At 40.1% G+C, this 19,696-nt stretch carries 7 protein-coding genes and 1 tRNA gene; 2 read left to right on the top strand and 6 right to left on the bottom strand.

Features of this window, described 5'->3' with window-relative positions; translation table 11 throughout:
• Positions 1-217 precede the first annotated feature (217 nt).
• Positions 218-2,191 (top strand): 30S ribosomal protein S1, encoded by a 1,974-nt coding sequence (rpsA, locus tag JKP34_RS11825; RefSeq protein ID WP_201921578.1) that lies wholly within the window; start codon positions 218-220, stop codon positions 2,189-2,191.
• A gap of 251 nt (positions 2,192-2,442) precedes the next feature.
• Positions 2,443-2,513 (top strand) — tRNA-Cys (locus tag JKP34_RS11820).
• Positions 2,514-2,958: 445 nt separating this feature from the next.
• Here the strand turns inward: JKP34_RS11820 and JKP34_RS11815 are convergent.
• The 6 genes from JKP34_RS11815 to JKP34_RS11790 form a co-directional block, all read right to left on the bottom strand.
• Positions 2,959-3,330, bottom strand: a complete 372-nt coding sequence (locus tag JKP34_RS11815; protein WP_201921575.1) for a hypothetical protein — start codon at positions 3,328-3,330, stop codon at positions 2,959-2,961.
• A gap of 302 nt (positions 3,331-3,632) precedes the next feature.
• Positions 3,633-4,271: a hypothetical protein gene (locus tag JKP34_RS11810; protein ID WP_201921572.1), complete on the bottom strand. Its 639-nt coding sequence runs from the start codon at positions 4,269-4,271 to the stop codon at positions 3,633-3,635.
• Positions 4,271-5,464, bottom strand: a complete 1,194-nt coding sequence (locus JKP34_RS11805; RefSeq protein WP_201921569.1) for an aspartate aminotransferase family protein — start codon at positions 5,462-5,464, stop codon at positions 4,271-4,273. Before JKP34_RS11805 ends, JKP34_RS11810 begins: the two co-directional genes overlap by 1 nt.
• Before the next feature lie 5 nt (positions 5,465-5,469).
• Positions 5,470-5,730: an acyl-CoA-binding protein gene (locus JKP34_RS11800; RefSeq protein WP_201921565.1), complete on the bottom strand. Its 261-nt coding sequence runs from the start codon at positions 5,728-5,730 to the stop codon at positions 5,470-5,472.
• 80 nt (positions 5,731-5,810) lie between these two features.
• Positions 5,811-7,097 carry a citrate synthase gene (locus tag JKP34_RS11795; protein WP_201921562.1) on the bottom strand — a complete coding sequence of 429 codons (1,287 nt, stop codon included), beginning with the start codon at positions 7,095-7,097 and terminating at the stop codon, positions 5,811-5,813.
• 186 nt (positions 7,098-7,283) lie between these two features.
• Positions 7,284-19,637 (bottom strand): PKD domain-containing protein, encoded by a 12,354-nt coding sequence (locus JKP34_RS11790; protein WP_317193694.1) that lies wholly within the window; start codon positions 19,635-19,637, stop codon positions 7,284-7,286.
• Positions 19,638-19,696 lie beyond the last annotated feature (59 nt).

Here is a 19,696-nt window from a genome sequence, read left to right as displayed (position 1 = left end):
CAAATTACACTATTTAAACTAGCTAACTTCCGCATTTTCAAGCTATTAGTTTTAGTAATATTCATGGCTAAATACTTTTGTTGTCAATAAAAATCTTTACCTTTGCACTCCGTTCGAGTGAACGGCTTATTTCTTATTTCAAGAACTAAGTATTTTTAATTAAAAACGGCTATTGGTTTGACCCGACCCCTAGTTGTATGATAGGGTCCTGACAATTATGGCAGAGAATCAAGAAAAAGTACAGAACGAAGAGTTCGATTGGGAAGCATTTGAAACCAAAGGTTTTGGTGAAGGCTACTCAAAAGCTAAGCGTGAAGAATTAGCTGCAATGTATGACAACGTAGCTACTGACCTTGACGAACAAGAAGTTGTTGAAGGTACTGTAGTAGCGATCAACGATCGTGACGTTGTTTTAAACATTGGTTACAAGTCTGATGGTCTTGTACCTACTAACGAATTCCGTGATTTACCTGATTTAAAAGTAGGTGATACGGTTGAAGTTTATGTAGAAGAGCGTGAAGACAAGAACGGTGAATTAGTTTTATCAAGAAGAAAAGCGAAAATCGTTGGTGCTTGGGAGAAAATCCAGGGTGCACTTGATAATGATACTATCATCGAGGGTATGGTGAAAAGAAGAACTAAAGGTGGTTTAATCGTGGATGTACACGGTGTTGAAGCTTTCTTACCAGGTTCTCAAATTGATGTGAAGCCTATCCGTGATTTCGATGTATTTGTAGGAAAGAAAATGGAAGTTAAAGTTGTTAAGATTAACTATAGCAACGATAACGTAGTAGTTTCTCACAAAGTACTAATCGAGAAAGATCTAGAAAAACAAAAAGCTGAAATCCTTAATAACCTTGAGAAAGGTCAGGTACTAGAAGGTGTAATCAAGAACATGACTAACTTCGGTGTATTCATCGATCTTGGTGGTGTTGATGGTTTACTTCACATTACTGATATCTCTTGGGGTAGAATTAACCATCCGGAAGAAGTACTTAAGCTTGACGAAAAAGTTAAGGTGGTAGTATTAGACTTTGATGAAGGTAAGAAACGTATTTCTTTAGGTATGAAGCAGTTGACTTCTCATCCTTGGGATTCATTAGCTTCTGACCTTGAGGTTGGTTCTAAAGTGAAAGGTAAAATTGTTAATGTTGCTGACTACGGTGCATTCTTAGAAATTGCTCCTGGTGTTGAAGGTTTAATCCACGTTTCAGAAATGAGCTGGTCACAACACTTAAGAAATCCACAAGATTTCATCAACGTAGGTGATGAGCTTGAGGCAGTAGTATTAACACTTGACAAAGAAGACAGAAAAATGTCTCTTGGTATCAAGCAGCTTACTGAAGATCCTTGGAACAAGAAAGAGGTTCTTACTAAATATGCTGTTGGTACTGAGCATAAAGGCATCGTTAGAAACATGACTAACTTCGGTTTATTCATCGAGCTTGAAGAAGGTATCGATGGATTAGTTCACGTTTCTGATTTATCTTGGACTAAGAAAATCAAGCACCCATCTGAGTTTGTGAAAGTAAACGAAGAGCTTGATGTTGTAGTGCTAGAGCTAGATGTTGAAAACAGAAGATTAGCATTAGGTCATAAGCAACTTGAGGAGAACCCATGGGATACTTTCGAAACAGTATTCACAATTGGTTCAAACCACAAGTGTACGATCATTAGCAAAAATGATAAAGGCGCAATATTAGAGTTACCTTACGGTATTGAAGGTTTTGCTGCTACTAAGCATTTGAAGAAAGCTGATGAGTCTATGGCTGAAGTAGGAGAGTCGTTAGAGTTTAAAGTATTAGAATTCTCTAAAGATGATAAGAGAATTGTACTTTCTCACTTACATACACACTCTGAAGAAGCTGAAATTCCTAAGAAGAAGCCAGCTGCTGCAAGCAAAGGCAAGAAAAAGTCTGCGCCTAAGCAACAAGCTGCTTCAGCATCAACTCTTGGTGATTTAGATGCACTTTCTGCGCTTAAAGAGCAAATGGAAGGTGACGCTAAGCCTAAGAAGAAAGCTGCTCCTAAAAAAGAGGAGAAAGAAGAGGAAGCCCCAAAAGCTGAAGCTAAAAAAGCTGCTAAGAAAGAAGAGCCTGCTGCTGATGAAGTAAAGGCAGAAGCTAAAAAAGCAGAAGATAAAGCTGAAGAAAAAAAGGCTGACGACAAAGAAGATAAAAAAGAGGATTAATTAACCTCTAAATGCTGATATTAAAAGTCCTGATATTTGTCAGGACTTTTTTTATGCCTAAGTTTTTTGGAAAATTGGTAAGCTAGTTGTTGACAGCGGTCATTTTGTGAGGTAGTGGAGAAATCTATTTCAATTAATAGTATAATTTTCTAACTGATAATCAGGCTGATGCTTTTTAATTGAATAATATTGTGAATTAGCATTTGTTCAGAAGCGGATTATCTGTATTTTTGTGATCGCTAAGGCGAAAGGGTCACGTGGCCGAGCGGCTAGGCAGTGGTCTGCAAAACCATCTACAGCGGTTCGAATCCGCTCGTGACCTCACATTTTTTTACCTCCTGGGATTTATTTCTTAGGAGGTTTTTTATGTCCAACCGTCTACTTTTTTTAATGAAAGTCATTCCGTAGGAATCTTTTTTGATCATATTAGACACAAGATGCAAGCTCGTGTTAACAGTTTATCAATCCTCCCAACCTCCTTCTCCAAGGAGGAGTGTTAATTACAAGCTTTACTGTTTCTTCCCAATGTTGGTGTTATCACCAACATTTCAATAAAGCTGCTTTCAAATTAATTAGGAGAAAGTTGTTGGAGTTAACTCCAACAACAGGAAAGCAGACCTGATTTGACACGAGCTGCAAGCTCGCACGAACGGGTGGTTTTTTTATGTCTAACCGTCTACTTTTTTTAATGAAAGTCATTCCGTAGGAATCTAATTTTATTGACTTTTCGATGGAGCATAAGTTACAAGCTCGTACATTTAAAACACCTATTTAAGGTTTTGCATTGCTTCAAATAGCTTATGTGTTTTAGGTCTATATAATAAGATATCTCGTAGGATATACAATTTCTCATTTAAACTATCATCTTCAACATAGAGCGAATTAAGTATTTCATTTTCTTTATTTTTAATTGACTGAAATAGTTTTTTGTAAAGTTTATAGAGATGTTTAAAGCACAGAAATTCATGTTGATTGATTAGTCCACCTTCTATTTTTAAACTAAAAAAATTCAATTGCCTTAAATCTTCAATTAACATTTCATTAACTAAATAATGAACAGTAAAGGTTTCGCTTTCAGTTGGAATAGTTTCAAATCTAACTATATAGTCTTGAACGATTCTTTTTTCAGTATTAATCATAATTTTATAAATAGTTTATAAAGCTAAAATAAACTATAAAAGTGCCTACACTTAAAGGTGATGGTAATATTTTTCCCAATGTTGGTGTTATCACCAACATTTCAATAAAAGGGCTTTTAAATTAAAGAGAGTAACTAATTGGTTATAGTTGTTGGAGATAACTCCAACAACAGGCTAACTAAGTCTCACTTTTTAAGGATAGTTGGATTATGCTAAAATCAACAAATCAACCCTCCCAACCTTCCCGATACTCGGGACAGGCTCTTCTCCTAGGAGGAGTTGTTCAAAGAACATTTATATTGTTAGACCACTTCAATCAACTCCCCATTCATCAAATACCCATGAATGCTTAATAAGTTATCAAAATTGGCTTCAGGTATATGTTTGGGTATTTTTATGAGCCGTTCATCTTTTCTGTCTAGCTCGAAGTTATCTGAAAATAGGAATGGATAAAGTGTTTTCGAGCAGCTCAGGGCAATTTGTTCTATCTCAAAGTATTCCAGCCATTCTGTAATACGCTCTTGAATCTCTTCAAAGAAGTGCTCTGTATTAGCTAAACGAACGCGAGAACCTGCTTTTGATTTACCTTTGGTTTTTAGGTGCTTAATCTGGCTCTTACCTTGCTTTTTGCGCACCATATAGGCTTTGAATACCTTATGCTCTATAATTTGGTCATCTTCACAGTAAGCGAGGGCCGCATTGCCTGATTCTATTATGCTTATAAGATAGGCTTTGTCTTCAGTAGTTATAATACTTCTTGCGGCTTCATTCCAGATGTAATGTATGGGCAAGCGGAGATAGCTTGTGTCAACACTTTCTGATTCAAATACTAGTCTATGTTTAGGAGGCTCATAAATACATGAATCCGCAGTTGGTAAAAGCTGCTTAAAATGGTGTTCGACTTCTTCAGCTGGTAAGAGCTGTTTATTTGAGGCACTCATTACTGATGTGTTACCCTAATAGCCTCATTAATGATGTCACAAGCCTTATGAATTTCATCATGGGTGATGGTTAGGGGAGGTGCTATTCTAAAACTATTGGGGCATGATAAAAACCAGAAACAAATCAAGCCTTTATCGAGGCAGTATTCTACAATTTTGTAAACTTCATCTTCAGTTTGAAATTCTATGGCAAACATAAGGCCTTTCCGTCTTATTTCCTGAATGGAATCATGCTGAATGAGTTCTTCAATTAAAGCACCTTTCAACTCAACTTCCGAAAGTATCTCAGTTTCAGTAATAGTTTTTAGCGTGGCTAGTCCTGCAGCACAGGCAACGGGATTGCCTCCAAAAGTGGTGATATGCCCTAGCATAGGATCAAATGTGAGCTGTCGCATCACTTCTTTATCGGCTATAAAAGCACCAATTGGTAAACCGCCTCCAAGTGCCTTTGCTGAACATAAAATGTCTGGTGTAATGCCATAATGTTCAAATGCGAAGAGCTTGCCCGTTCTTCCCATTCCGGTTTGTATCTCATCAAATATGAGCATAGTACCTTTCTCAGTACATCGTGCTCTTAAGGCTTCTAAGTACGCCTGATTGGGAATTCTGACACCTGCATCTCCCTGAATGGTCTCGATCAATACACAGGCTGTTTTTGTGGTGATTTCCTCCAGGTCTGGCAGGTGATTGAACTTGAGAAATTTTACATCTGGTAGGAGAGGTCTAAAGGCATACTTTTTTGTTTCATTGCCGGAAACGCTAAGTGCACCATGTGTGCTTCCATGATAGGCACCTTTGAAAGCAATGAGTTCTGTTCTACCTGTATAACGCTTGGCAAGTTTTAGTGCTCCTTCTATAGCTTCAGCACCACTATTTGTAAAGTAAACGCTATTAAGTGTAGCAGGAAGCAGGGAAACAAGTCGCTCGGCAAACTGATTAACGGAGGACTGAATAAACTCTCCATACACCATCACGTGCATGTGCTTATCAACCTGCTCTTTAACAGCTTTAACCACAGCCGGATGTTTATGGCCTAAATTACTTACAGCAATACCTGAGATTAAATCCATATAGGATTTACCTGCTTTGTCATATAAGTATAGACCTTCCGCTTTTTCTATTTCAAGAAGAAATGGGAAAGGAGTAGTTTGCCCTAAATTATTTAAGAATATTTCTTTCTGATCCTTTCCCATTGCTATTATTTACTTGCTAGCTGATTTACCAAATCGACATATTCTTGCATGGCTTCTTCTGAAGACTTTCCCTTCAATTCAGCCCAGGCATCATACTTGGCGATTGCCTTAAAATCGAAACCTCCCGGTCTTTCGCCAGTTACATCTCCTTCATCTCCTTGTTTGTAAAGCGCATATAGTTTTAACAACTCATCGTTTGATGGTCTTTCTTTGATATCCGTTTTTGAGCGTTCTGCCGCTGCTTTAAAATCGTCCTGTAAACTCATTGTGATTATATATATAGTATAAAATAAAAAGTCATCCTAAATTAATTCAGGATGACTTTATTCAAAAATTTATTGGCTAATTATCTTTTAGAAACCTCTACGTAGTCTCTCTGGTTATGCCCAGTATATATCTGACGAGGTCTACCGATAGGCTCGTTGTTTTCTCTCATCTCTTTCCACTGAGCAATCCAACCTGGTAGTCTACCTAATGCAAACATAACTGTAAACATTTCAGTAGGGATACCCATGGCTCTATAGATAATACCTGAGTAGAAATCTACATTTGGATAAAGCTTCTTCTCGATGAAGTACTCATCCTTTAATGCATATTCCTCTAATTCTTTAGCGATATCTAATAATGGATCGTCAACTCCTAACTGTTCTAAAACATCATCTGCAGCTTTTTTGATGATTTTCGCCCTAGGATCAAAGTTTTTGTAAACTCTGTGTCCGAAGCCCATTAATCTGAATGGATCATCTTTATCTTTTGCCTTTGCGATAAATTTAGCAGTATCACCGCCAGCATCTTGAATCTGCTGAAGCATTTCTAATACAGCCTGGTTAGCGCCACCATGAAGCGGACCCCATAGGGCATTAATACCAGCAGAAATAGAAGCATATAAACTTGCTTGAGAACTACCTACAACTCTCACAGTTGAAGTAGAGCAGTTTTGCTCATGATCTGCATGTAAAATCAATAACTGATCTAGCGCTCTGGCTACCACTGGATTAGCTTTATATCTTTCTGCAGGCAAGGCAAACATCATTTTCAGGAAATTAGAGCAATAGTCTAATTCGTTGTCCGGATAATTAACCGGATGACCCATTTTGTTTTTATATGCCCATGCAGCGAAAGTTGGCATTTTAGCCAGTATTCTGATGATGCTTAAATCAACTGCTTCTGCAGATCTGTTTGGATCAAGCGATTCAGGATAGAATGCTGTTAATGAACAAACTAATGAGGATAATACGCCCATTGGGTGTGCATTAGAAGGGAAACCATCAAGAATGGTTTTGATATCTTCGTGCACTAAAGTGTGCGTAGTAATTTCCTGCTGATATTTTTTTAATTGAGTTTCAGAAGGAAGCTCCCCGTAAATTAAAAGATACGATACTTCTAAGAATGTTGATTTTTCAGCAAGGTCTTCGATTGAATAACCTCTGTATCTTAAAATACCTTTTTCACCATCTAAAAAAGTGATAGCACTTTTTGTAGAGCCGGTGTTTTTAAATCCAGGGTCAATGGTGATTAAACCTGAACCTGCTCTTAATTTACTTATATCAATTGCCTGTTCCTTCTCAGAACCTTCTACTATTGGAAAGTCATATTCTTTTCCGTTAAAAGAAATTTTAGCTTGATCTGCCATTTAAATTTTTAGTTTAATTAATGATATAGCCAGTTATGATTCCCCGAAATTAGTTAAATTTCTAATCATATGAAATTGCACTTTAATCTTATTGTAAGATTAATACAATCATTATCAGTAACCTTGAAATAGTGAAGATGTTTGGCAAAAAGTTAATAAAAGAAAGATAATTTATTTCGCTTCAACTTAATCTCTAAAGACTATTTTCTTGCTGCTTACATTTCCTTCTTCATCTTTTAAAAGCAGGTGGTATACGCCAGTACTTTGATCAGTAAATGATAACTCTAGCATATTCTGGCCTATTTTTATAATACCGTCTTTGATGACTCTACCTCTGTTATCCATCAGGAAGTAGCTCACCTGATTTTCAAGAGGGGTTTTAAAGTTAACATATACTTTATCGTATGTCGGGATAGGGTATACATCAACTTTAGTGAAATCTATTTCTGGCGTTAGCGCCAAGATATTCTGGTTTACTTTGGTCTCATTAATATCAGTAATGCTCGCTTGAATCACCTGATTGGTTTCTACGTTTTGAAGCACGGTAACAATGGCTAGTTCATTACCCGCATATATGTTATTAACAGGCCACTCGTAAGTTGTAGTATTTGGCAGACTTGCATTATCAACCAAAGTACCATTTATTTCAGGAAGCGTTTTTCGCACCACATTGTATATGGTTTGATTCTGACCGTTGATGTTTACAGTTAATCGTTTTTCAACAATGAAGTAATAAATGATCATGCTTTCATCAGTGTACTTAGGATCGGCAGCAATGGTAGACGTAAATCGCACTGTATTTTGATTAGCACTATTATCTATCTGGATGTTTACTAAAGTATCAGGTGCTTGTAATGATCTTTCTAAGATTTTTGCCGTGTCAATAGCCGTTTCTTCACTTTGATTATTCCATTTAGAACCATCAAGCACAAATGTAGGAGCAGAGGTAATGCTATAATTATTTGCTCGGGTATCTAAGCCTACAGGATATCTGGCATTTAACGAATCACCTTCAGGATAAGAGATATGGAATTCTAACGGTATCAGATTAGTAGAAGGTGTAGCTATTGCTTTAACTAATTTTTCATTTTGAATCAGATAATTTTCACCTGTTTCAAAGCTGGTGAAATTCTCAAAAAGGACATTGTTAGGGTTATTGCCTACAAAGAAATTATCTATTGCAACACCTAAAGATGTTTCATCATAATTACTACTCGCTAATGCAATTCTAAAGGTGATGTTTGATTCATTCTTTAAATGATCGAGCGTATGTGCTACTCTGGCCCATACAAATGGTGCTTGGTTTTCATCATCAATGTTGTTGGAATTATCCGCCCAGGCATCACCTACTCGGTCTATATCCCTATCGAAGAACTCAGTTCTATCATCATTATACCAATTCAGCTGGTCATCTTGAGAACCCAGTAGTTTCCACTCATTATTACCTAATGAATACTCTACTGCCAGTGCAGATAAGTCACCATCCTGGAAATCCAGATACATATCAAAAGATAGTATTGGCTTCTCGAGACTCGAAAGATCAAAAGTAGGGCCTACTAAATATGATCTTTCATTTTCAGTATATCCGGCCTGTCCATCAATTGCCGTCATCCAATATTGAGAATTATTTTGCTCATTACTGAATGCAGTAGCTTGGGTTGTGTACATCCAAGAAGTGTTAGACTCACTAGTTGTGAACCAACCTCCAGCTCCGTTTTCAAAAGTTTCTAAATATGGTAGGTTAGCCTGGCTAATAGCAGGTACAATGTTAATGGTTCTTGTAACCGATACTGAACATCCGTATTCGTCAATAACTGTCAGCTCAATATTGTAAGTTCCAGCCTGACTATAGTTATGTTCAATATTTCCAACTGCTACTGTTTCGGTTGGGCTACCATCACCAAATGACCAAATGTAGTCTTCAATTTCAAGGTTAATTGTATCAAGTACCACATTAAACATGGTACCTGCCTGAGGGGCATTAGTCACTTTGATGTTATCAACAGTGAAATCAATTGATTCAATATTACCTACATTAACAGTTTTCCTTTGAGTGATGGAACAGCCAAGGGCGAATTCCCAAGTGATATCTATAGATTTAACACCTGGAGTGTCAAATGTAATTGTATCTCCATTCTGACTTAAAATCCTGTTTGCATTATTATCTACTTGTGTATATGACACGTCCAATATGGAATCATAGTCATTTGTGTATGCAGTTAAATCATCAATAATAATTGCATATGGCTGATTGATGTCACACAATTTGCGCTCTTCAACTTCAAAATCTGGTCTTGGTAATCGATAAACAAATACGCTGGTACTGGTTAAACAGCCGGAAGATGGGTCATTAATAGTATAGGTAACTTCTGTGGTATCAGTAACATCTACATTTAAAGGATTGAAAACAGGGTTTCCATCTGAATTAAATTCTACGCCATCTCCTGAAAATACTCCGATATCCTCTAATGGACGAAGTTCAACAGGATCCTGATTGAAACATACGATATATGCATCATTAACTTCAAGAGCAGAAGGAATACTAAAATCGGCACTAGGTCCATTAGTAACTGTTACAATAACCTCATCAGTATTTATACAACCATTATTATTGGTAACCTGATAAGTAATGGTATAAGGACCACCTACTGTTGCAGAGTCAGGATAAAATAGATATTTTTCTTGTGAAGCATCATAACGTACACCTGCACCAAAGAATTCAACATCAGGACTGCTATAATTCATATTATTTCCTTCCAATACCAGCGCCTCTTCTCTGACACAATATTCTCCAGAAGGGAATGGATTACCTGTAATTAGAGCCGTTGGTAATTCATCTATTGTTACTGTAACTTGATCAGAAATCGCAGTACACGGGCCTATAGAACCGTCCGGATCATTTGTGGTAAATGTGAACGTTATGGTTTTGCCTATTTCGTCAGGATCAGGCGTATAAAAGGTGCTTAGAGAATTTCTATTATTAAAGGTACCATCACCACCTGACCATGAACCACTACTAGCACCTTTCCCGATGGTAGCTTCCAGAAGTACAGGCTGTCCTTCGCATACTATAGTATCATTACCTGCAAATACTTCCGCATCAGGATTTACAACTACAGGTATGGTGTCACGCAACCCTACGCATAAACCACTATTCAAAGTTGGTCTGATATAATAGAAAACAGTATCGCGCTCTCCGTTGGTTTTATTGTTGATTAGTGTTTCAATCAACTGGGTACCAGATCCATTTGTAGCACCAACATTATTGGATGAAACTTCCCATTCATAGATTACATCTTCTCCACTAACGTTTACATTGTTTGTGGTGCTTAAATTAAGCTGGAAAGAACTACCACTACATACAACTCTTTCAGCAGGTAGGGGAGATAGTTTAAGTTCAGGATATACATCAATTGTCAAAGTTTTAGTTTCACCAGCACAATTGTCATTTAATGTACTTATTTCATATTCAACCGTTTGAAGTGTGTTGGTGTTATTAACTAGGTCCAGGCTAATATTACCATTTCCAGAAGGTGTTGCTCCATTAACTCCTCCAGGATTAGAAGTCAAGCTCCAGTTGAACTGCGTAGCGGAAACATTCGCAGCTGGATTAAACGTAAATGTGTCGCCTGAACATGTAGTCTGAGTGAACTGGGCATCAGGTGTTGTGAAAGCAGGTAAAGGTTTCACCCTTACTTCAAAGGTTGTAGGTGGACCAACACAACCGTCAATTGAGGCATAAACTTCAATTTGAGCAATATTATCCGTTGTACCAGAACCTGCATTGGCAGGGAATCCACCACTTGTAATTTTATCTGTGGTAGAACCAGAGGCATTGTTAACACCAATAGAAGTGTTACTGTTGGTCCAGAAGTATGTTACATCGCCACTAGCATTTAGGGTACCTGTGTTGTTACCAAAAGTGATGTTTACGTTGTCATTATCACAGAAAACCACATCAGTATTGGTAATTACTGGAGCCGGTTTAATACTTATCTTAAAGGAATCCGGTAAGCTTAGACAGCCATTTCTGGTACTAGAGTATTTCACGTAACCTTCAATCAGTGATCCGGTTAAATTGTCTGCTGCCGTAAAGCTAGGCAAATTACCTGTGCCTGAGGTTGGTGTAGCGTCTCCTATTAATGCTGGATTAGTAATTTCCCAACTGAATGTTCCTGTTCCACTTGAATGACTAAATGTTTGACCAGTAATAATATCTCCTGGACATACAGCTGCTCTATCAGCAATAGCACTCACTACCGGTCTATACTTGAGGGTTAATATGAAATCCTCAACATTGGAGCATCCATTTTTACTGGCGTTTAATGAGATTACAGCTGTTTTATCTGCTCCGGAGGTATTAATAGCTGTAGTAAATTCAATATTATTACCATTAATAGAGATTCCTCCCTGAATAAGGCTGTTATCTGAGCTCATTACAGTTAAGTTAGGATCAGCTAAATCTACTGCGAAAGGAATTGAAATAAATTCTTCCGAGCATAAACTCACATTGTTTAGAGTAGAAATGACAGGAGTAGGTTTTAATGTTAGCGTGAATACTTCATCAGGTCCTACGCAGCTATTATTGGTTGGCGTTACCGTTATGGTTGATACTATATTGGAACCTGTATTATTTGTAGCAGCAGTAAAGTTGATATTATTTGATCCGCTGGCAGGTAAACCTATAGCTGTATTGCTATTTGTCCAGCTATAAGTAGTGCTTGCACCCAAGCTATTGGCAAATATTATACTATAATTATCTCCTGCACATAATTCACTATTAGATACAGCATTCATGATAGGAGTTGGTTTTAACCTAATCTGGAAGTTTAGCTGATCACTAATACATCCATTCCAGGTACTGGTAACTGTCACATTTGAGGTGATAGATGAGGTCGTGTTATTGATATTAGCTGTAAAGGCAGGAATGTTTCCTGTACCTGAACCTGCACTCAAACCTATTGCGGCAGCATTAGTGGCAGTCCATGAAATAGTACTTGCTCCTGATGAGTTATCTGTTAGCACAATTTCCGAAATAGCATCATTAGAGCAAATCTCAAGAGTGCTTTGAGCAGCCAATATTGGTTTTGGTTTTACTGTAACTGTGAAAGTTTCAATTCCACTTGTACATCCATTTCTTGAGGCTGTTACAGTAATATTACTAATGATATCTGAACCACTTAGGTTTTCCGTGGCCGTCACATTTATGTTACCTGTCCCACTTGCCGGTATTCCAGATGCCGTATTGTCATTAGTCCAGTTGAAGGTACTTCCGGCTACATTACTGCTGAATGAAGTAAGAATATTATCGAAAGAGCATACTTCAATATCAGCTATTGGACTTATTACTGGCTCTGGTAATAGTGTTACAGTAAACGTTTTTATAACACTGGTACATCCATTAAGAGTTGCGGAATAGGTAAAAGTACTCGTAATATTTGATCCGCTATTATTGGCTGCTGCTGTAAAGCTTATGTCTCCGGTGCCTGATGCATTTAGAGAGTTACCAACGGAAGTATTATTATTTGACCAATTAAAAGTTTCTCCTGTTGTATTCGCATTAAAGTTGATGTTAACAGCTGAACCTGGACATACCTGAATATTTGTGATATCATCAATAACAGGAGTTGGCTTCACATTAATGTTAAATGTTTCACTTGCGCTGTTACAACCGTTTAGAGTATAATCAATAGTAATAACTGAAGTAATTACACTACCTGTATTATTTGACTGAGCAGTAAATGCTGGTAAATCACCAGTTCCACTGGAAGCTAAGCCCAGTTGACTGGCATTTGTAGCTGACCAAGTCCATGAACCACCACTAATATCTGCACTGAAATTTGTAATGGACTGCGTCTCACCAGGACATAGTGTAATATCTGATACAGCATTAATAACTGGTACGGGTTTGATAGTTACTGTCATTTGGTCCTGTACAGTAGAACAAGGTCCGGTAGTTGATCCCGTTAATGTTAATGTAATTGGGCTATTCGTAAAATCATTTGGACCTGGAGTATAAATAGGTCTTAATTTGGATGCATCATCAAAAGAACCATCTCCAGAAGTTGTCCATACTAAAGTTGTTGCATTGGTTTGTGTTGGTAAGCTTGATGACGTAGATAAGTCTAAAGTTTCTCCATCACAAATTTCTTCGTTGGAACCGGCCGTTAGCACAATTTGAGGATTAACTTGAAAGTCAACCTGAGCTTTATCAAAACAATTAGTTGCTGCTAAGGTAACGCGAGCATAATAAGTTGAATTATTTAAAATATCTTCATCAGTAGGATCATTTACTGGATTAGTTAAACTACTATTTGTAAACCAGTCAATATTAACGTTACCTAAAGGTTCTGTGGTTACATTAACATTGTAAGAAGTTAAATCTACGTTCGTGATTCCTGTACCAGCAACATCTTCACAAAGTGAGTACGACTGGTTTAACACATTTGGTAAAGATCTAATGTTCAGCGTGTAATCAGCAATATTATCGGCACAAGTTGTAGGGGCAGAGGCAACAAATTCAAAGTCAACTGCACCAAAGTAGGAGCCATCAGGTGTGAAAACAGCTTCCCAACTGCCACTATTGTTCGCTGTTGCAGAGAGAGTTCCTGAGTTTTCAGCTGCAGCACCTTGTCCAACCTTAATTCTCCAGGTTCCAGCATTAGCACCACCTGATATGGTACCTCTTAGTGTAAATGGATCAGCTTCGCATACTTCGGTTGCTGTAGAAGTAATTGTTGCTATTGGTAATGGGTTTATGGTTAATACCATATCCGAAGAAGCCGCTGCACAAGAACCATTTCCATTGGCAGTAAGTGTGAGTGTCACAGATCCGGCTGATTTATCCACAGCCGAAGGCGTGTAAACAGGCAGCAGGCTGGTATTATCGTCAAAAGTACCCGTACCGGAAGTAGCCCAGCTGAGTGTAGAGAACTGAGCAGCAGAAGCATCAGTTACTGCATCACTAAGATCGAAAGAAGCTTCAGAAGCACAAACTTCACTGTCTGATCCTGCATCTACTACAGGGACAGGTGTGATGGTTAATACCATATCCGAAGAAGCCGCTGCACAAGAACCATTGCCATTGGCAGTAAGTGTGAGTGTCACAGATCCGGCTGATTTATCTGCAGCAGAAGGTGTATAAACAGGCAGCAGTGCAGTATTATCGTCAAAAGTACCTGTACCTGAAGTTGCCCAGCTGAGTGTAGAGAACTGAGCAGCAGAGGCATCAGTTACTGCATCACTAAGATCGAAAGAAGCTTCAGAAGCACAAACTTCACTGTCTGATCCTGCATCTACTACAGGGACAGGTGTGATGGTTAATACCATATCCGAAGAAGCCGCTGCACAAGAACCATTGCCATTGGCAGTAAGTGTGAGTGTCACAGCTCCGGCTGATTTATCTGCAGCAGAAGGTGTATAAACAGGCAGCAGTGCAGTATTGTCATCAAAAGTACCTGTACCTGAAGTAGCCCAGCTGAGTGTAGAGAACTGAGCAGCAGAGGCATCAGTTACCGCATCACTAAGATCGAAAGAAGCTTCAGAAGCACAAACTTCACTGTCTGATCCTGCATCTACTACAGGGACAGGTGTGATGGTTAATACCATATCCGAAGAAGCCGCTGCACAAGAACCATTGCCATTGGCAGTAAGTGTGAGTGTCACAGCTCCGGCTGATTTATCCGCAGCAGAAGGCGTGTAAACAGGCAGCAGGCTGGTATTATCGTCAAAAGTACCCGTACCTGAAGTCGCCCAGCTGAGTGTAGAGAACTGAGCAGCAGAAGCATCAGTTACTGCATCACTAAGATCGAAAGAAGCTTCAGAAGCACAAACTTCACTGTCTGATCCTGCATCTACTACAGGGACAGGTGTGATGGTTAATACCATATCCGAAGAAGCCGCTGCACAAGAACCATTGCCATTGGCAGTAAGTGTGAGTGTCACAGAACCAGCTGATTTATCCGCAGCAGAAGGCGTGTAAACAGGCAGCAGGCTGGTATTATCGTCAAAAGTACCCGTACCTGAAGTAGCCCAGCTGAGTGTAGAGAACTGAGCAGCAGAAGCATCAGTTACTGCATCACTAAGATCGAAAGAAGCTTCAGAAGCACAAACTTCACTGTCTGAACCTGCATCTACTACAGGGACAGGTGTGATGGTTAATACCATATCCGAAGAAGCCGAAGCACAAGAACCATTGCCATTGGCTGTAAGCGTCAATGTCACAGAACCAGCTGATTGATCCGCAGCCGAAGGCGTGTAAACCGGCAGCAGGCTGGTATTATCGTCAAAAGTACCCGTACCGGAAGTCGCCCAGCTGAGCGTAGAGAACTGAGCAGCTGAAGCATCAGTTACTGCATCACTAAGATCGAAAGAAGCTTCAGAAGCACATACCTCACTGTCTGATCCTGCATCTACTACAGGGACAGGTGTGATGGTTAATACCATATCCGAAGAAGCCGAAGCACAAGAACCATTGCCATTGGCTGTAAGCGTCAATGTCACAGATCCGGCTGATTTATCTGCAGCAGAAGGTGTGTAAACAGGCAGCAGGCTGGTATTATCATCAAAAGTACCCGTACCTGAAGTTGCCCAACTGAGTGTAGAGAACTGAGCAGCAGAAGCGTCAGTTACTGCATCACTAAGATCGAAAGAAGCTTCAGAAGCACAAACTTCACTGTCTGATCCTGCATCTACTACAGGGACAGGTGTGATGGTTAAGATCATATCCGAAGAGGCAGACGCACAAGAACCATTTCCATTGGCCGTAAGTGTGAGTGTCACTGATCCAGCTGATTTATCTGCAGCTGAAGGTGTATAAACAGGCAGCAGGCTGGTATTATCGTCAAAAGTACCCGTACCGGAAGTCGCCCAGCTGAGTGTAGAGAACTGAGCAGCAGAGGCATCAGTTACTGCATCACTAAGATCGAAAGAAGCTTCAGAAGCACAAACCTCACTGTCTGATCCTGCATCTACTACAGGCACAGGGGTGATGGTTAATACCATATCCGAAGAGGCAGACGCACAAGAACCATTTCCATTGGCTGTAAGTGTGAGTGTCACAGATCCGGCTGATTTATCCGCAGCCGAAGGTGTATAAACAGGCAGCAGTGCCGTATTATCATCAAAAGTACCTGTGCCGGAAGTCGCCCAGCTGAGTGTAGAGAACTGAGCAGCAGAAGCGTCAGTTACTGCATCGCTAAGATCGAAAGAAGCTTCAGAAGCACAAACTTCACTATCTGAACCTGCATCTACTACAGGTACAGGCGTGATGGTTAAGATCATATCCGAAGAAGCCGAAGCACAAGAACCATTGCCATTGGCTGTAAGCGTCAATGTCACAGATCCGGCTGATTTATCTGCAGCAGAAGGTGTGTAAACAGGCAGCAGGCTGGTATTATCATCAAAAGTACCCGTACCTGAAGTTGCCCAACTGAGTGTAGAGAACTGAGCAGCAGAAGCGTCAGTTACTGCATCACTAAGATCGAAAGAAGCTTCAGAAGCACAAACTTCACTGTCTGATCCTGCATCTACTACAGGGACAGGGGTGATGGTTAAGATCATATCCGAAGAGGCAGACGCACAAGAACCATTTCCATTGGCCGTAAGTGTGAGTGTCACTGATCCAGCTGATTTATCTGCAGCTGAAGGTGTATAAACAGGCAGCAGGCTGGTATTATCGTCAAAAGTACCCGTACCGGAAGTCGCCCAGCTGAGTGTAGAGAATTGAGAAGCAGAGGCATCAGTTACTGCATCACTAAGATCGAAAGAAGCTTCAGAAGCACAAACCTCACTGTCTGATCCTGCATCTACTACAGGCACAGGGGTGATGGTTAATACCATATCCGAAGAGGCAGACGCACAAGAACCATTTCCATTGGCTGTAAGTGTGAGTGTCACAGATCCGGCTGATTTATCCGCAGCCGAAGGTGTATAAACAGGCAGCAGTGCCGTATTATCATCAAAAGTACCCGTACCGGAAGTCGCCCAGCTGAGTGTAGAGAATTGAGAAGCAGAGGCATCAGTTACTGCATCACTAAGATCGAAAGAAGCTTCAGAAGCACAAACCTCACTGTCTGATCCTGCATCTACTACAGGCACAGGGGTGATGGTTAATACCATATCCGAAGAGGCAGACGCACAAGAACCATTTCCATTGGCTGTAAGTGTGAGTGTCACAGATCCGGCTGATTTATCCGCAGCCGAAGGTGTATAAACAGGCAGCAGTGCCGTATTATCATCAAAAGTACCCGTACCGGAAGTCGCCCAGCTGAGTGTAGAGAACTGAGCAGCAGAAGCGTCAGTTACTGCATCGCTAAGATCGAAAGAAGCTTCAGAAGCACAAACTTCACTATCTGAACCTGCATCTACTACAGGTACAGGCGTGATGGTTAAGATCATATCCGAAGAGGCAGACGCACAAGAACCATTTCCATTGGCTGTAAGTGTGAGTGTCACAGATCCGGCTGATTTATCTGCGGCAGAAGGTGTGTAAACAGGCAGCAGTGCCGTATTATCATCAAAAGTACCTGTACCGGAAGTCGCCCAGCTGAGTGTAGAGAACTGAGCAGCAGAAGCGTCAGTTACTGCATCACTAAGATCGAAAGAAGCTTCAGAAGCACATACTTCACTATCTGAACCTGCATCTACTACAGGCACAGGCGTGATGGTTAATACCATATCAGAAGAAGCCGAAGCACAAGAACCATTTCCATTGGCTGTAAGTGTGAGTGTCACAGATCCGGCTGATTTATCTGCAGCAGAAGGTGTGTAAACAGGCAGCAGGCTGGTATTATCATCAAAAGTACCCGTACCTGAAGTTGCCCAACTGAGTGTAGAGAACTGAGCAGCAGAAGCGTCAGTTACTGCATCACTAAGATCGAAAGAAGCTTCAGAAGCACAAACTTCACTGTCTGATCCTGCATCTACTACAGGTTCTGCTGTAATAGTTAAGGTTTTAGTGTCCACTGCATCTGCACAAGCGCTAAATCCATCTACAGTTAAAGTTAGAGTCACATCAGTACCTGCATCCAAGGCATCAGGTGTGTAAGTGGGCGTTAAACTTGTTGCATTACTTATAGTTCCCGATCCGTCATGTGTCCAAAGTATTCCGGCACTGTTTGTTGCAGAAGCATCTGAAACTGTAAAAGAAGTGTTTACACAAGTTTCAGCCGGTGAACCTGCATTGGCAGTCGGTTCTGCAATTACATTGAGTAAATTGATTTGCTCAGTTTTGGAACAGCCATCTGAAGTGGTATAGGTTACGTCAATTTCCTGAACACCAAGACTTACTACAGTTGCATCGAAATTAGTTCCTGTTATTCCTGCTCCGCTAAAAGAATACGTTCCCCCGGCAGGCAATGCTGACAAACCTAAACCATTTAAATCAATAGTATTTTCATTTTCACAGACTTCTACAGGAGGGAAGAAACTAGCTATATCCGGAGTTGGATGTAAAGTAATAGTGAAGTCTGTAGTGACTGGAGTGCTACAGGCAGCATTTGTTGCTGATACAGTTATAGTGGTTATGATATCACTACCGGTATTATTGGAAGTTGTAACAAAATTGAGGTTTGAACCACCACTTGCCGGATTACCTACTAATGTATTATTTGCTGACCAGCTAATATTATCTGATCCTGACAACGTACTAAAGTTGATATTGATTAGTTCACCAGAACAAGCTTCTATATCTGTAGGAACTGGATCAAATACAGGTGATGGATAATTGGTTAAAATTACCTCATCACTCGAGCTGATACATGGCGAATTTGATACAGTCCATCTTAAAGTAACCGATGTACCGGCAGCTACGCCACTAACAGTGGAGTTAAAGGCAGTTGGCGTGTCAATTGTAGCCGATCCTGAAACTACTGTCCATAAGCCTGTTCCGATTGATGGATTGTTTCCTGATAATGTGAAAGTGCCATTAGCACACTGCTCTATGTCTGTTCCGGCATCTGCTGTAGTTGGATTTTGGTTGATGGTGATAGTTTCAGTATCGGTAAGGTCATCGGTACAAGTAGTAGAAGCATTGGTAGCACGCACGGTGATGACTTCTGAGCTTCCCAGTGTAGCAAACACAAAAGGATCGGAGGAGATATTGATGTTCCCACCATTACCCCCGACAGCAGCAGAGATGGCCGTATTAGATTCATCAAATAACTGATAGTTCACCCCAGACTGTGAGCCTGCAATGTTAAAAGTAATAGAACCCCCATCACATACAGCAGTAGCTGAAGGTGTAACCGATAAGCCGGCATTCGGCAAAGGATTGATTGTAGCGGTAGTAGGAGCAGAAGCAGTAGAGTAACATACGGCTGTATTATTACCATCAGTTACCTCTACAGTATAATTACCAGACTCAGCCACAGTATTGAGCACGATAGCCTGAGAAGTAGCTCCACCAACTAAAACACCATCTTTGTACCATCTGTAGGCACCACTGTTAGGTGCAGCAGAGGCTGTTAGTGTAACACTTGTTCCTAAGCATTCAGTGGCTGAAGCTGTGGAGATAGTAGGTTGTGCAGGGGCATCTTCCACGGTAAAGGTAGTACCGGTAGAAGAGCTGCTACATCCTGAAGCATCAGTGCCGCTAACAG

The sequence above is a fragment of the Marivirga atlantica genome, assembly GCF_016734805.1.
Classification (GTDB): domain Bacteria; phylum Bacteroidota; class Bacteroidia; order Cytophagales; family Cyclobacteriaceae; genus Marivirga; species Marivirga atlantica.
The sequence above is the reverse complement of the archived record's forward strand: the minus strand, read 5'-3'. Positions and strand labels throughout refer to the sequence as shown.